This window comes from Streptomyces sp. RP5T (genome assembly GCF_003933965.1).
Classification (GTDB): domain Bacteria; phylum Actinomycetota; class Actinomycetes; order Streptomycetales; family Streptomycetaceae; genus Streptomyces.
This window is the reverse complement of sequence record NZ_RSAJ01000220.1, coordinates 1-13351: the sequence shown is the minus strand read 5'-3', so window position 1 is coordinate 13351 and position 13351 is coordinate 1. Positions and strand designations below refer to the sequence as shown.

The window sequence follows — 13351 nt, the reverse complement described above, 5'->3', positions numbered from 1 at the left end:
GGTCAGGGGAGGGGGCGGCCCGTGACCACCGCCGCGAGCGTCGCCCCGCGCGGGAAGGCGCCCTCCTCGGCGAGGGTGACCAATCCATGAAGCAACTTGGCGACATAGAGACGTTCCACGGGCACGCCGTGACGGTTCTCGAAGTCCGTGGCGAAGGCGTCCAGCGCGGGTGTGGTGCGGGCGTAACCGCCGAAGTGGAAGCGTTCGTCGAGCGCCCAGTCACCGCGCGGGCCACCGAAGGCCCCGCGTTGGAGCGCCCTGATGTCGGCGGTCAGGAAGCCGCCCCTGAGGACCGGTATGCCCAGGGCGCGCTGGTCCGGGCCGAGTCCCGCGGCGAGGCCCGCCAGGGTGCCGCCGGTGCCGCAGGCGATCGCGACCACGTCCGCCTGGCCGGAGAGCTCCTCGCCGAGCGCGCGGCAGCCCCGTACCGCGAGCGCGTTGCTGCCGCCCTCCGGGACGACGTACGCGTCCTCGGCACCCGCCGCGCGCAGCACGCGCGCGAGGACGTCCGGTTCGGTCTTGCGGCGGTACGTCGCCCGGTCGACGAAGTGCAGGCGCATGCCGTCGGCCGCGCACCGGGCGAGGGAGGGGTTCAGGGGGCGGTCGGCGAGTTCGTCGCCGCGGACCACACCGACCGTGGGCAGGGACAGAAGGCGGCCCGCGGCGGCCGTGGCGCGCAGGTGGTTGGAGTACGCGCCGCCGAAGGTGACGACCGTACGGCCGACCGCCGCGGTGAGGTTCGGCGCGAGCTTGCGCCACTTGTTGCCGATCAGCTCGGGGTGGATCAGGTCGTCGCGCTTGAGCAGAAGACGCAGGCCGCGCCGGGCGAAGCGGGGGTCCGACAGCTCCTGCAGCGGCGAGGGCAGGCGGGGGCGCAGGGTGTCGAGGCCGGTCACGCCCCCATTGTGACCTGCGAGGTCACCGCAGGCGCTGCCGTATCCGGCTTCGCATCGAGGCCATCGTGAAGCCCCGCGGGTCCACCTTGCCCGGCTGCCATTCCAGATGGCCGATGACCGACCGTTCCGTCCAGCCGTGGTGGCGGCACACCGCCGCGGAGACCCGCTCGATCGCCGTCAGCTGGGCCGCCGGCCAGGGGTCCTCGCCGTCGCCGAGGTTCTCGCACTCGAAGCCGTAGAAGTGGCGGTTGCCGTCGGTGTTGGCCTCGTTGTCGGCGGGGAGCGCCGACTCGGCTATCACGGCCCGCAGGACGTCGTCGTCACCGAGACCGGCGTGGTTGGCCCGGCCGTAGCCGACGAGATGGATGGTGCCGTCCTTGGTGATCACGCCGTGGCACAGAGGGCCCGGCAGGTCGGTGTAGCCCTTGCGGCACAACTCCACTGTCGCCGCGCCGCCCCTGCTCACCGTGTGGTGGATCATCACGCCGTGCACCGGTCCCCAGGCGCCGACGTGGTTGCGGTTGTGGTGCTCCCAGTCGCCGACCTCGACGACGGTGGCGCCCTCGGCCCGCAGGACGGCAAGGAATCTGCCCGCGGACATGGGTGAGGCCATGGCTCCCTCCTTCACTCTGCGTGGCCGGCCACCGACCGCGGCCGGCCTCTACCGTGCTTGTACCGAAAGCGGGGGCCTCCGACTCCTCGTTCGCACAGCGTGCGAGCTGATTCGGACAGTCAAATTCCGGTCTGGTAAGGGCAACTGACTGCACGTCAGTGGTCAGGAACCGCGCATATGCCCAGCCTTGCGATGATCCATTCCCCCTCTTTCGTGTAATAGCACCGGCACGCTCCGTGAGGAAGGCTTGCTCCTGCACATCGATGCCCGGGCGCAGATCGCGTCCGGGCATGTACTGGGAGGGCATTCCTTATGTCGGTAGGCGAAGAGGTCCGCACCGAGCACAACCGGCCGCAGCAGAGCCTCGGCACGGCGGCCGCGCGGAACCTGGCCACCACCACCAAGTCCGCGCCTCAGATGCAGGAGATCAGCTCCCGCTGGCTGCTCCGCATGCTGCCCTGGGTGAACGTCCAGGGCGGTACGTACCGGGTGAACCGACGCCTGAGCTACGCCGTGGGCGACGGCAGGGTGACCTTCGTGAAGACCGGGGACCGCGTCGAGGTCATCCCGGACGAGCTGCGCGAGCTGCCGGCCCTCAGGTCGTACGAGGACGACGAGGTGCTCTCCGAGCTCGCCCAGCGCTGCCAGCAGCGGGAGTTCACCCCGGGCTCGGTGATCGCCTCCTTCGGCGCCCAGGCCGACGAGGTGTTCCTGCTGGCGCACGGCAGGGTCGAGAAGGTCGGCACCGGACCCTACGGGGACGACGCCGTGCTCGGAGTCCTCGCCGACGGCGCCTACTTCGGCGACCAGGCGCTCCTCGACCCGGACGCCATCTGGGAGTACACCGCCCGCGCGGCCACCGCCTGCACGGTCCTCGTGCTGCCCCGCCAGGACGTCGACCAGGTGGCGGAGCGCGCCGAGGCCCTGCGCGAGCACCTCCGGGAACAGCGCGCGATCCCCTCGCAACGCACCAACAAGTACGGCGAGAAGGAGATCGACCTGGCGGCGGGCCACGAGGGCGAGCCCGACATCCCGCACACCTTCGTCGACTACGACGCCCGGCCCCGCGAGTACGAACTGAGCATCGCCCAGACCGTGCTGCGCATCCACACGCGGGTGGCCGACCTCTACAACCAGCCGATGAACCAGACGGAACAGCAGATCCGGCTGACCGTCGAGGCACTCAAGGAGCGCCAGGAGCACGAGCTCGTCAACAACCGTGAGTTCGGCCTGCTGAACAACTGCGAGTACGACCAGCGCCTTCAGCCGCACGACGGCGTGCCCAGCCCCGACGACCTCGACGAGCTGCTCAGCCGCCGCCGGGGTACCAAGCTTCTGCTCGCCCACCCGCGCGCGATCTCCGCGATCGGCCGTGAGCTCAACAAGCGCGGGCTGGTTCCCGAGACGATCGACGTGGGCGGCAACCGCATCCCCACCTGGCGCGGGGTGCCGATCTACCCGTGCAACAAGATCCCGGTCACCCCTGAGCGGACCACCTCGATCATCGCCATGCGTACCGGTGAGGCGGACCAGGGTGTCATCGGCCTCCAGCAGGCCGGTATCCCGGACGAGATCGAGCCGAGCCTGTCGGTGCGCTTCATGGGCATCAACGAACAGTCGATCATCAAGTACCTGGTGACGGCCTACTACTCGGCGGCCGTGCTGGTGCCGGACGCGCTGGGAGTCCTGGAGAACGTCGAGATCGGCCGCTGGAGGTGATGGTCCCGAGCCCGGGAGCCGTGTCCCCGCCCGCCGGGGCGGGTACATCCCGGTCGGACACCGGGGTGGAGACGCCCCGGGGGAGCGTGGCCGCCCACAGCGCAAGCGCCACCGTCCGCGGACTGACCGAGGGGGGTTCCATGGCCGAGTTCACGACGGGCACACAGGCACTGGCAGCGGAAAGGCCGGAGGCGGGGGCGCCGGTCGCCGGGGGGACGCGGGCGCCGACTGCGAGAGGTGCGCAGGTGCCGGCCGCCAGGGGGGCCGGGGCAGCGGCCGTCGAGGAGACGGAGGCATCGGCCGCCGGGCCCCCCGGGGACACGGCGTCGGCCGGGGACAGGACGCCGACGGGGGACACGGCTTCGGCCCGGGACACGGCTTCGGCCGGGCGGGCGGACCCGTTCGACGGGCACGAGGCCGCCGTGATCCTGGAGCGGGTCCGGGCGTCGGTCGACCCCGAGCTGCGTTCCGCGGTGGAGTCGCTGCCCGGCGCCCTGCGCCGGATCGCGCGCTACCACTTCGGCTGGGAGCACGCCGACGGCACCCCGTCCGCGGGCAACGCGGGCAAGGCGATACGGCCCGCACTCGTCCTCACCGCGGCCGCCGCCCTCGGCGGGGACCGGGCGCGGGCGGCGGCCGTCCGGGCGGCCGTGGCGGTGGAGCTGGTCCACAACTTCACGCTGCTGCACGACGACGTGATGGACCGCGACACCACCCGCCGGCACCGCCCCACCGCGTGGACCGTGTTCGGCGACGCCGACGCGATCCTGGCCGGGGACGCCCTCCAGGCGCTGGCACTCAGGCTGCTGGCCGAGGACCCGCACCCCGCGGCGGCAGCGGCGGCGGCTCGGCTCGCGACCTGTGTCGTCGAGCTGTGCGAGGGCCAGCACGAGGACACCGCCATGCAGGGGCTCGGCCCCGGCGAGGTCACCCTCGACCAGGTGCTCGCGATGGCCGAGGCCAAGACGGGCGCGCTGCTCGGGTGCGCCTGTGCACTCGGCGCGCTCTACGCGGGAGCGTCCGCCGAGGACGTGGAGGCGTTGGACGCGTTCGGCCGGGAGGCGGGTCTCGCCTTCCAGCTCATCGACGACGTGATCGGCATATGGGGTGACCCGAGCCGCACGGGCAAACCGGTCGGCGCGGACCTCGCCGCCCGCAAGAAGTCCCTCCCGGTCGTGGCCGCGCTCACCTCCGGCACGCCGGCGGCCGCGGAACTGGCCGGCCTGTACGCGGCGCCGTACGCGGGCGAGGACCTGGCGCGTACGACCCTGGTCGTGGAGGAGGCCGGGGGCCGTGACTGGGCGCAGGTGCAGGCGGCCGACCGGATGGCGAGGGCGATGGGTCAGCTGGCTCGTGCGGTGCCCGATCCGGAGGCTGCGGGCGGACTGCTCTGTCTCGCGGAGTTCGTGACGCGGCGCAGCGTCTGAGGACCCCGGAGCACCGGGCATCGCGCGGTCCTGACTCCGCGCGGTGCCCGGGGGTTCCGGCCTGCGGGTCCCGCACATCCCCACGGTGTGCGGGGCCCGCTTTCGCATGCTCACCGGATAGTCTCAACACCCTTGTTGCCAAAGGTGGTTGGGTTGAAGGGGTGGGGCATGGGCGTGGCGATACGGACGGCCGGCGCGGACGATCGCGAGCTGGTGGCGCGTCTGCTGGACTCGGCCTTCCAGGACGATCCGGTCAGTGGGTGGATCTTCCCGGAGGAGGAGTACCGCCGTACGACGCATCCCCGGCTGATGGCCGCGTTCGTGGACATCGTGCTGGCCGAGGGGCGGGTGGACGTCACGGAGGAGGGGACCGCGTGCGCGTTGTGGCTGCCGGTCCCGGCGGACGAGGGTGACGGGCATGACGCGCAGGACGGCGAGGACGAGTTCGCCGCGCTGCGGGAGGCTCTCGACCCGGGCAACGAGCGCATCGAGCTGATCGGCCGGCTCACGGCGGAGGTGCATCCGGCCGGGCGGGCCCACGAGTACCTGTGGATGATCGGCGTGGCTCCCGAGCGCCAGGGCGAGGGGCTCGGCACCGCGCTCATCGGGTCGGTCCTTCAGCGGTGCGACCGGGACGGGTTGCCTGCCTACCTGGAGGCGAGCAGCGAGCGAAGCCGTGGGCTGTACGAACGGCTCGGATTCCAGCTCGTGGACCGCCCCCTCGACCTGCCGGGCGGACCGCGGATGTGGCCGATGTGGCGCGAGCCGGGCGCTTCGCGGTAGTACCGGAGAGAGCGATTCGGGGTCGCGGCGGGGAGGACGCCGCCGGTGTGGTCACCCCCGGCGCCGAGGTGACGAGCGGCTCGGGCCCGACCCGGTGGCCCGGGCCCTCACGGGCCCCCCGTCGGTACCACCGTCTCCACGATCCGTTCCACCAGGCCATCCGGCACCCCCACCCCCGGCAGTACTCCCTCCAGTGCGCCGGGCACGGTCAGGTGGTCGAGGAGCAGGCCCAGCATCGCCAGGTAGAGCACCGTGACCGTCTCGGCGCCGCCCGGGAGGCCCGTCTCGTGGTGGAAGCGGATGCCCTCCTCCAGGTCCGCCCGGACCGACTTGGTGAAGGAGGCCCGGAGTTCGGGGCGGCGGGTGGCCTCCAGGCGCATCTCCAGAAGGGCCAGGTAGCCCGTGCGGTCGTGGGTCGCACGGCCCATCAGGTCGTGCATGAACGCCGCCACCAGGGACCGGTCCTTCGGCCGTGTCAGCAGTTCGGCGAGCTTGTCCGGGTCCGGGGCCAGCCGGACGTGGAGGCGGGTGTCGATCTGTCTCAGCAGGTCGTCGCGGTCGGCGAAGTAGTTCGAGGCCGTCCCCACCGGGACCCCCGCCTCGGAGTCCACCGCGCGGAACGTCAGCCCGCGCGCCCCCTCGCGGGCGAGCAGTTCGACCCCCGCGTCCACGAGCGCGGCCCGGCGCTCAGGATTCCTGGCCATGCGGAATCCCCTCTCCCCGTTACGTCCGGCACGGAAAATGTCTTGCAACCACTACAACTGAAGTACTACAACTGACGTGGTTCACAGCGAAGCGCAGCCTACGAGAAGAGACCCGCTTGCGAAAGCTGACGTACTACGTCGCCTGCACGATCGACGGCTTCATCGGGGACGAGAGCGGTGACGCCTCGTTCATGTACCGGTTCGTCGACGAGGAGTTCCTCTCCTACCTCAAGGCCGAGTTCCCGGAGACCCTCTCGGCCCAGGGCCGCAGGGCCCTCGGCATCCACGACCTGGAGCACAGGAGGTTCGACACGGTCGTCCAGGGCCGCCGCAGCTACGAGGTGGCACTCAAGGAGGGCATCACCAGCCCCTACGGCCACCTGCGCGAGTACGTCGCCTCGCGCACGCTCACCGAGTCGCCCGACCCGCACGTCGAGATCATCGGTGACGACCTGGTCGGCAAGGTGCGCCAACTGAAATCGGAGGACGGCGAGCTCGGCATCTACCTGTGCGGCGGCTCCGAGCTCGCGGGACGACTCCACGAAGAGATCGACGAGCTCGTCGTCAAGACGTACCCCGTCGTCCTCGGCACCGGCATGCCGATGTTCGGTGCCGGGTTCCCCATCAGCGAGTTCACGCTCGACGAGGTGCGCGTCTTCGGCAACGGCGCGGTGGTGCGGACGTACGGCAGACGCTGAGGGGAGCGCGCGCGGCCCCTTCGTCCTACCCTGAGGGCATGGGCAGCGACGAACACGTCTGTCCCGTCTGCGGACAGCCGGTCGAGACGGTCGTACGGCGTCACAAGACGCTGGGTGCGTGGGTCCCCGTGTGGACGGACGGCCCGTGCCGCAATCCCGAGTGCGCGGCGTACGGCGACAGGGCCGCCGAGCCTGACCAGGGCCACGGGGGCGCCCCCGGCGCACCCGCCGGAAAAAGTTCCTGAACCGCGTCGAGAACCCGTCCCCGGCTCCGACGTCCCCTGTGAGAGCCGGCCGCCCGCGACCGGGCGGCCGGGCCGACCGAGGCGTCCGAGGAGCGGAATCATGAAGTACCTGGTCATGGTGCAGGGAACACAGGCCGACTACGAGGCCATGCGCGGCAAGGGCTCCGAGCACTCCCCGGCGTGGAGCGAGCAGGAGATCCAGACGATGTACGCCTTCATGAGCGCCATCAACGACGACCTCTCCGAGACCGGCGAGTTCCTCGACGCCCAGGGCCTCGCCGAGCCCGCGAAGGTCCGGCACGTCAGCCGGGACGCGGACGGCAAGGCCGTGATCACCGACGGGCCGTACAGCGAGACCAAGGAACTGCTGTGCGGCTACTGGGTGCTGGAGTGCGAGAGCCTGGAGCGGGTCACGGAGATCGCCGAACGCATCGCCCAGTGCCCGCAGCCCGCCGGCGCCCCCGAGTACCCGGTGGTCATCCGGCCCATCATGGACGGCGCCGGGGACATCTGAGAACCGTGCGGCCGACGAGCGAGACCGAGGACCTGCTGCGCCTGCACGCGCCGCAGGTCCTCGGCGCGCTGGTCAGGCGGTACGGCCATTTCGACAGCGCCGAGGACGCCGTACAGGAGGCGCTGCTGGCCGCGGCGGATCAGTGGCCGTCGGCGGGGGTGCCCGGCAATCCGCGCGGGTGGCTCATCAGGGTGGCCTCGCGACGGCTGACCGACACGCTGCGCGCGGACGAGGCGCGGCGGGCGCGGGAGGAGAAGGCGGCGGCGCTGAGCGCGCGCGTCACGCCGGTCGCCGACCGGGCTCCGCGCGAGGACGACACCCTGTCGCTGCTGTTCCTGTGCTGCCGTCCGGAGCTCACCGCGTCCGCGCAGATCGCGCTCACCCTGCGCGCGGTCGGCGGTCTGACCACGGCGGAGATCGCCCGGGCGTATCTCGTCCCGGAGGCGACCATGGCCCAGCGGATCAGCCGGGCCAAGCAGAAGGTGCGGGGCGCCGGCTTCGGACGCCCCGACCACTGGGAGGAACGGCTGCCGGCCGTCCTGCACACGCTCTATCTGATCTTCAACGAGGGGCATACGGCGACCTCCGGCCCCGCGCTCCAGCGGCGCGACCTGGCCGGCGAGGCGATCCGCCTGACCCGCGCGGTCCACCGGCTGCTCCCCGACGACTGCGAGATCGCGGGCCTGCTCGCCCTGATGCTCCTCACCGACGCCCGCCGCGACGCCCGCACCGGGCCCGGCGGCGACCTGGTCCCCCTCGACGAACAGGACCGCACCCGCTGGGACAAGGCCGCGATCGAGGAGGGCGTCGCCCTGGTCACCCGGGCACTGGCCCGCCGCCGGGCCGGGCCCTACCAGATCCGCGCGGCCATCGCCGCCGTGCACGACGAGGCACCCTCGCCGGAGGCGACCGACTGGCGCGAGATCCTCGGGCTCTACGACGAGCTCGTCCGGCTCGTGCCGGGACCCGTGGAGCGGCTGAACCGGGCGGTCGCGGTCGCGATGGTGTGCGGGCCGCGCGCCGGGCTCGCGGAACTGGACGCGCTCACCGGGGAGTTGGGTCACCGCCTGGACGCCGTGCGCGGGCACCTGCTGGAGCGGGCCGGTGCGTACGAGCAGGCGCGGGCCGCGTACGAGGCGGCCGCCGCCAAGACCCTGAGCCTGCCCGAGCAGCGCTATTTGCAGAGGCGGGCGGCACGGCTCAGGCCTTAACGTGACGGCATGTCCGCCACTCATCACATCGTGCACCTGACCGAACGCTCGCTCTGGGAGGAGGCCCGCGCCCGGGGCACGTACGAGATCTCGACCCGCGGCCGCACCCTCCAGGAGGAGGGGTTCATCCACTGCTCGACGCGCGAGCAACTGGCGCCCGTCGCCGCCTTTCTCTACGGCTCCTACGACGGCCCCGACGAACTGGTGCTCCTCGTCATCGACCCCGCCCGCCTCGACGTACCGCTGAAGTACGAGGCCCCCGAGCCCGGCGCGGAGGAGTTCCCGCACATCTACGGGCCCCTCCCGGTCGGCGCGGTCGTCGACGTCGAGCCGTGGGGGTGAGTGCCCGGCGCCGGGCATGGCGCTGGGCGCTGCTGGTGTGGGCCGCCCTCGTGGTCGTCGCGGGCGGGCTCACGCTCTGGCTCCAGGACTCCTCCGAGCCGCCGGGCCCGTACGGCTGGGAGGAGAACACCGCGACGCCCCCGGTCCCGGAGGAGTGGCCGTCCACGTGTCCCACCCCCACCCCGGCCTCCGGCCCCGATGCGGGGCCGACGGTCCTCGCCTGCGCGTTCATCTCCTCCGGCTAGGCAGTCCGCCCGTCTCCGGGTCCCGTCCCGTCAGGCAGTAGAGGCCGCCCGCGGGGTCCCGCATCACCGTCCAGTTCTCGCCCTCGCTGACGAACTCGGCGCCCAGCCGCTCGTGTTCGGCCCGCGTCGCCCCGATGTCCGCGCAGGCCAGGTCCGGATGGGCGCCCGCGGGCCGTTCCTCGCCGAGGCGCTGGAGGAGGATGCGGACCGGCAGGCCGGCCGGCGGCTTGAGCACGTGGAACTCGGGGAGTGACCCGGACAGCGACTCCCAGTCGGGCAACAGGGCCGCCCAGAAGGCGACTTCGGCCTCGAACAGGGAGGGCGGGACGTCCAGGCAGACCTGGTCGAGGCGACTGCCGCGGACCACCGGCGGGCGGACCGACTGCCCGCGCCAGGGATCGGCGCAGAACAGCAGGCCGGCGGGGGAGCGCAGCACGACCAACGTGCCCTGATCGGCGACCACATGCGCGCCGAGCGCCTGTGCCGCCTTCGCGAACTTCCGTACGTCGTCGACGCAGAAGTCGAGATGAGCACCGCCGGGCCCGGTGGCGACGGCTTGGAGCTTGACGCAGGCGTCCGCCCCGTCACCCGGCACCAGCGTGACGAACTCCCGCCGCTCACCGCGGAATTCGGACAGGCGGCCACCGGTGACACCGGTCCAGAAGTCACAGGCCTGGGCGAAGCGGGCCACGGGCCGGTCCACGAAGGCGTACGTCCAGCGGGTAGTCATGCGGTGATCGTAGGCGCCGCTACTTCGACACCTCCATGAACCGCAGCATGTTCCCCGCCGGGTCCCGGAACGCGCAGTCCCGCACCCCGTACGGCATGTCCGTCGGCTCCTGGATCACCTCGGCCCCGGACTCCCGCACGCGCGCGAACAACGCGTCGCAGTCGGTCGTCGTGAAGTTGACCCCCCGCAGCAACCCCTTCGCCAGCAGCCGGGCCATCGCCTCCTTGTCCGCGGGGGAGGCGTCCGGGTCCGCGGCGGGCGGCTCCAGGACGATGTCCAGGTCCGGCTGGAGCGGCGAGCCGACCGTCACCCAGCGCATCCCCTCGTACCCGACGTCGCCGCGCACCTCCATGCCCAGCACGTCCCGGTAGAACGCGATCGCCTTGTCGTGGTCGTCCACGGCGATGAAGCAGTTCTTGAGCTTGATGTCCATGGCCCCACGTTAGGCCCGCCGGGGCCGGGTGTGCCTGCGGACGTGGCACGGCGGAATGCCCGCGATCTCCTCGTGGGAGCGGGCCCGGTAGGCGCTCGGCGTCTCGCCCACCAGCTCCGTGAACCGCGAGCTGAAGGAGCCCAGGGAGGTGCACCCCACGGCCATGCAGACCTCGGTGACGGACAGGTCGCCCCGCCGCAGCAGGGCCTTCGCGCGCTCGATGCGCCGGGTCATGAGATAGCCGTACGGCGTCTCACCGAACTCCGCGCGGAAACTGCGCTGGAAGTGGCCCGGCGACATCAGCGCGGTGCGGGCGAGCGCGGTCACGTCGAGCGGCTCGGTGTACTCGCGGTCCATCCGGTCGCGTGCCTGCCGCAGCCGCACCAGGTCCTCGATGCTCACCATCACGCCAGCATCGCACGATGCTCACCGGGTGGGCGCGGGGTCCTGTAACGGGCTTTGCCTGACGTTCTCCTGCCGTACGGAAGCGCTTGCTCCCATGGGAGGCATGGACCACATCACGTTCCTCGTGGCGGTCGTCATCGTCACGGCCCTGGCCTTCGACTTCACCAACGGATTCCACGACACCGCCAACGCGATGGCCACCTCCATCGCCACCGGCGCGCTGAAACCCAGGACCGCGGTCCTGGTGAGCGGCGTCCTGAACGTCATCGGCGCCTTCCTGTCCACCGAGGTCGCGAAAACGATCTCCGGCGGCATCGTGGACGACGGCCTGGTCTCGCCCGGAATGATCTTCGCGGGGCTGGTCGGAGCGATTCTGTGGAACCTGCTGACCTGGCTGGTCGGCCTGCCGTCGAGTTCGTCGCACGCCCTGTTCGGCGGGCTGATCGGCGCGGTGTGGGTCGGTGCCGGCTCCCACGGCGTGCACTTCGACAAGGTCGTCGAGAAGATCCTGATCCCCGCGGTGGCCTCCCCGGTCGTGGCCGGCGTGGCGGCGCTGATCGCCACCTACCTCGCCTACAGGCTCACCGCCCGCGCCCGCAAGGACTCGGTGACCAAGGGCTTCCGGCTCGGCCAGATCGCCTCCGCGTCCCTCGTCTCCCTCGCGCACGGCACCAACGACGCCCAGAAGACCATGGGCGTCATCACCCTGACCCTCATCTCCGCGGGCGCGCTCGGCCATGACGCCGGTCCGCCGGTGTGGGTCATCGCCAGTGCCGGTCTCGCGATCGGCCTCGGCACCTACCTCGGCGGCTGGCGGATCATCCGCACCATGGGCAAGGGCCTCACCGAGATCCAGTCCCCGCAGGGCTTCGCCGCCGAGACCGCGTCCACCACCGTCATCCTGACCTCCGCCCACCTCGGCTTCGCCCTGTCCACGACCCAGGTCGCCTCGGGCAGCATCCTCGGCGCGGGGCTCGGCCGGAAGCTGGCGGAGGTCCGCTGGGGCATCGCCGGGCGCATGGTCGCGGCCTGGCTGATCACCCTGCCGGCGGCCGCGCTGGTCGGCGGCGTCTCCGCGAGTGCCGTCAAGCACGGCGGTGACTTCGGCACGGTCGTGGTCGCGCTGGTCGGCGCCGCCGTCGCCGCGGGCATCGTGCTCGTCTCCCGCCGCAACCCGGTCGGCGCGCACAACGTCAACGACGCCCACGAGGTCACCCTCCGCACCGAGCCGTCGGCCCCTGTCGGCACGGCCGCCTGAAACCCCGGGAGTTCACGTCATGAGCATCGACTGGACCGCACTCGGCCAGGTCACCGCGGTGAGCGTCGGCGTCACGATCGCCGTGGTCGTCGTTTTCGCCCTCGGGGTACTCGGTCTCGCCCGCTTCGAGGGGGCACAGGAGGACGACGGCGCCGGGACGTCCACGCTCGGCATCGCCCAGGCCGGCCTGTGCTTCCTCGCCTGCGCGGCGGTGGTGGCATACGGCATCTATCTCATCGTGCCGCAGTTCCACTGATCCACCGAGACGAGACGGGAGCAAGGTGACCCCCCTGCTGACCGACCTGAAGGTCGACTACACCGACCCCGACGACCCCGTGCTCATCCGCCCGGACGGCAGTCCGATCGACACCTGGCGGGAGAACTACCCCTACGCGCACCGCATGGAGCGCAAGGAGTACGACTGGCACAAACGCCTTCAGCAGATCGAGCTGCTGAAACTGCAGAGCTGGATCAAGGAGACCGGGCGCCGGCTCGTCATCGTCTTCGAGGGACGGGACGCGGCCGGCAAGGGCGGCACCATCAAGCGCTTCACGGAGCATCTCAACCCCCGTGGCGCCCGCGTGGTCGCGCTGGAGAAGCCCAACGAGCGCGAGCGCGGGCAGTGGTACTTCCAGCGCTACGTCGGACATCTGCCGACCGAGGGCGAGATCGTGCTGTTCGACCGGTCCTGGTACAACCGGGCCGGGGTGGAACGGGTCATGGGCTTCTGCACGGACGACGAGTACCGGCGCTTCATGCGGCAGGCCCCGCTGTTCGAGCGGATGCTCGTGGACGACGGCGTGGACCTGGTGAAGTTCTGGTTCTCGGTCTCCCAGGGCGAGCAGCGCACCCGTTTCACCATCCGTCAGATCGACCCCGTACGGCAGTGGAAGCTCAGCCCCATGGACCTGGCCTCGCTGGAGCGCTGGGACGACTACACCGCCGCCAAGGTCGCCATGTTCCGTGAGACGGACACCCAGTTCGCGCCCTGGACGGTGGTCAAGAGCAACGACAAGAAGCGGGCCCGCGTCGAGGCCATGCGCAGTGTGCTGGCCCGCTTCGACTACGCCGACAAGGACGAGGAGGTCGTCGGCACACCCGATCCGAGGATCGTGGGCGAGGCGGCGG

Annotated in this window: 18 protein-coding genes; 12 read left to right on the top strand and 6 right to left on the bottom strand. The window is 71.6% G+C overall.

The features are described from left to right. Window positions 1-2: 2 nt before the first annotated feature. Window positions 3-896 (bottom strand): 1-aminocyclopropane-1-carboxylate deaminase/D-cysteine desulfhydrase, encoded by an 894-nt coding sequence (locus EHS43_RS22685; protein ID WP_125192607.1) that lies wholly within the window; start codon window positions 894-896, stop codon window positions 3-5. 22 nt (window positions 897-918) lie between these two features. Beyond that, window positions 919-1509, bottom strand: coding sequence for an N-acetylmuramoyl-L-alanine amidase (locus EHS43_RS22680; protein WP_125192606.1), 591 nt, complete (start codon window positions 1507-1509; stop codon window positions 919-921). A 312-nt stretch (window positions 1510-1821) separates the two neighbouring features. Here EHS43_RS22680 and EHS43_RS22675 point away from each other — a divergent pair, with 312 nt between their 5' ends. From EHS43_RS22675 to EHS43_RS22665, 3 genes are all read left to right on the top strand, one after another. Beyond that, window positions 1822-3228, top strand: a complete 1407-nt coding sequence (locus EHS43_RS22675; protein ID WP_125192605.1) for a family 2B encapsulin nanocompartment shell protein — start codon at window positions 1822-1824, stop codon at window positions 3226-3228. Window positions 3229-3473: 245 nt separating this feature from the next. Continuing rightward, the gene (locus EHS43_RS22670; RefSeq protein WP_260470654.1) at window positions 3474-4655 is read left to right on the top strand and encodes a family 2 encapsulin nanocompartment cargo protein polyprenyl transferase; all 1182 of its coding nucleotides are present in this window, start codon (window positions 3474-3476) and stop codon (window positions 4653-4655) included. A 168-nt stretch (window positions 4656-4823) separates the two neighbouring features. After that, window positions 4824-5438, top strand: a complete 615-nt coding sequence (locus tag EHS43_RS22665) for a GNAT family N-acetyltransferase (protein ID WP_125192604.1) — start codon at window positions 4824-4826, stop codon at window positions 5436-5438. Between the two features lie 107 nt (window positions 5439-5545). Here EHS43_RS22665 and EHS43_RS22660 read toward each other — a convergent pair whose 3' ends face one another. Then, a complete protein-coding gene (locus tag EHS43_RS22660; RefSeq protein ID WP_125192603.1) occupies window positions 5546-6142 on the bottom strand; it encodes a TetR/AcrR family transcriptional regulator in 597 nt (198 codons plus the stop codon). A 116-nt stretch (window positions 6143-6258) separates the two neighbouring features. Here EHS43_RS22660 and EHS43_RS22655 point away from each other — a divergent pair, with 116 nt between their 5' ends. The 6 genes from EHS43_RS22655 to EHS43_RS22635 all read left to right on the top strand — a co-directional run bounded on the left by EHS43_RS22655 (window position 6259) and on the right by EHS43_RS22635 (window position 9397). Further along, window positions 6259-6840 (top strand): dihydrofolate reductase family protein, encoded by a 582-nt coding sequence (locus tag EHS43_RS22655; RefSeq protein ID WP_125192602.1) that lies wholly within the window; start codon window positions 6259-6261, stop codon window positions 6838-6840. Between the two features lie 38 nt (window positions 6841-6878). After that, a complete protein-coding gene (locus tag EHS43_RS22650) occupies window positions 6879-7085 on the top strand; it encodes a hypothetical protein (RefSeq protein WP_125192601.1) in 207 nt (68 codons plus the stop codon). A gap of 100 nt (window positions 7086-7185) precedes the next feature. Further along, the gene (locus tag EHS43_RS22645; protein ID WP_125192600.1) at window positions 7186-7599 is read left to right on the top strand and encodes a YciI family protein; all 414 of its coding nucleotides are present in this window, start codon (window positions 7186-7188) and stop codon (window positions 7597-7599) included. Between the two features lie 5 nt (window positions 7600-7604). Next, entirely contained in the window at window positions 7605-8810 is a 1206-nt protein-coding gene (locus EHS43_RS22640) for an RNA polymerase sigma factor (RefSeq protein WP_260470651.1), read from the top strand. A 9-nt stretch (window positions 8811-8819) separates the two neighbouring features. Then, window positions 8820-9152: a DUF952 domain-containing protein gene (locus tag EHS43_RS47955; RefSeq protein ID WP_260470650.1), complete on the top strand. Its 333-nt coding sequence runs from the start codon at window positions 8820-8822 to the stop codon at window positions 9150-9152. Beyond that, on the top strand, window positions 9143-9397 hold the full coding sequence (locus EHS43_RS22635) for a hypothetical protein (protein ID WP_125192599.1): 255 nt from the start codon (window positions 9143-9145) through the stop codon (window positions 9395-9397). The genes EHS43_RS47955 and EHS43_RS22635 overlap by 10 nt, the downstream gene beginning before the upstream one ends. On the opposite strand, the gene EHS43_RS22630 is transcribed toward EHS43_RS22635, so the two are convergent. From EHS43_RS22630 to EHS43_RS22620, 3 genes are read right to left on the bottom strand one after another with little or no spacing between them, the layout of a single operon-like run. Beyond that, complete coding sequence (locus tag EHS43_RS22630; RefSeq protein WP_125192598.1) at window positions 9381-10127, bottom strand: VOC family protein; 747 nt, start codon at window positions 10125-10127, stop codon at window positions 9381-9383. The two genes, EHS43_RS22635 and EHS43_RS22630, sit on opposite strands and share 17 nt — an antisense overlap. Window positions 10128-10146: 19 nt before the next feature. Continuing rightward, entirely contained in the window at window positions 10147-10560 is a 414-nt protein-coding gene (locus EHS43_RS22625) for a VOC family protein (protein WP_125192597.1), read from the bottom strand. Window positions 10561-10569: 9 nt separating this feature from the next. After that, window positions 10570-10965, bottom strand: a complete 396-nt coding sequence (locus tag EHS43_RS22620; protein ID WP_125192596.1) for a helix-turn-helix transcriptional regulator — start codon at window positions 10963-10965, stop codon at window positions 10570-10572. A gap of 103 nt (window positions 10966-11068) precedes the next feature. Between EHS43_RS22620 and EHS43_RS22615 the strand changes: the two genes are divergently transcribed. From EHS43_RS22615 to ppk2, 3 genes are all read left to right on the top strand, one after another. Next, window positions 11069-12223, top strand: coding sequence for an inorganic phosphate transporter (locus tag EHS43_RS22615; protein WP_125192595.1), 1155 nt, complete (start codon window positions 11069-11071; stop codon window positions 12221-12223). A 19-nt stretch (window positions 12224-12242) separates the two neighbouring features. Then, window positions 12243-12479: a hypothetical protein gene (locus EHS43_RS22610; RefSeq protein WP_031042469.1), complete on the top strand. Its 237-nt coding sequence runs from the start codon at window positions 12243-12245 to the stop codon at window positions 12477-12479. 25 nt (window positions 12480-12504) lie between these two features. Next, on the top strand, window positions 12505-13351 hold an 847-nt coding region (gene ppk2 / locus EHS43_RS22605), incomplete at its 3' end, for a polyphosphate kinase 2 (protein ID WP_125192594.1).

What these genes read in the sequence shown, in the direction of transcription:
- EHS43_RS22680 (WP_125192606.1), bottom strand. Translation starts at nt 1,509, where the DNA reads ATGGCCTCACCCATGTCCGCGGGCAGATTCCTTGCCGTCCTGCGGGCC.
- EHS43_RS22665 (WP_125192604.1), top strand. Translation starts at nt 4,824, where the DNA reads ATGGGCGTGGCGATACGGACGGCCGGCGCGGACGATCGCGAGCTGGTG.
- EHS43_RS22615 (WP_125192595.1), top strand. Translation starts at nt 11,069, where the DNA reads ATGGACCACATCACGTTCCTCGTGGCGGTCGTCATCGTCACGGCCCTG.
- EHS43_RS22645 (WP_125192600.1), top strand. Translation starts at nt 7,186, where the DNA reads ATGAAGTACCTGGTCATGGTGCAGGGAACACAGGCCGACTACGAGGCC.
- EHS43_RS22660 (WP_125192603.1), bottom strand. Translation starts at nt 6,142, where the DNA reads ATGGCCAGGAATCCTGAGCGCCGGGCCGCGCTCGTGGACGCGGGGGTC.
- EHS43_RS22610 (WP_031042469.1), top strand. Translation starts at nt 12,243, where the DNA reads ATGAGCATCGACTGGACCGCACTCGGCCAGGTCACCGCGGTGAGCGTC.
- EHS43_RS22625 (WP_125192597.1), bottom strand. Translation starts at nt 10,560, where the DNA reads ATGGACATCAAGCTCAAGAACTGCTTCATCGCCGTGGACGACCACGAC.
- EHS43_RS22650 (WP_125192601.1), top strand. Translation starts at nt 6,879, where the DNA reads ATGGGCAGCGACGAACACGTCTGTCCCGTCTGCGGACAGCCGGTCGAG.
- EHS43_RS22620 (WP_125192596.1), bottom strand. Translation starts at nt 10,965, where the DNA reads ATGGTGAGCATCGAGGACCTGGTGCGGCTGCGGCAGGCACGCGACCGG.
- EHS43_RS22675 (WP_125192605.1), top strand. Translation starts at nt 1,822, where the DNA reads ATGTCGGTAGGCGAAGAGGTCCGCACCGAGCACAACCGGCCGCAGCAG.
- EHS43_RS22630 (WP_125192598.1), bottom strand. Translation starts at nt 10,127, where the DNA reads ATGACTACCCGCTGGACGTACGCCTTCGTGGACCGGCCCGTGGCCCGC.
- EHS43_RS47955 (WP_260470650.1), top strand. Translation starts at nt 8,820, where the DNA reads ATGTCCGCCACTCATCACATCGTGCACCTGACCGAACGCTCGCTCTGG.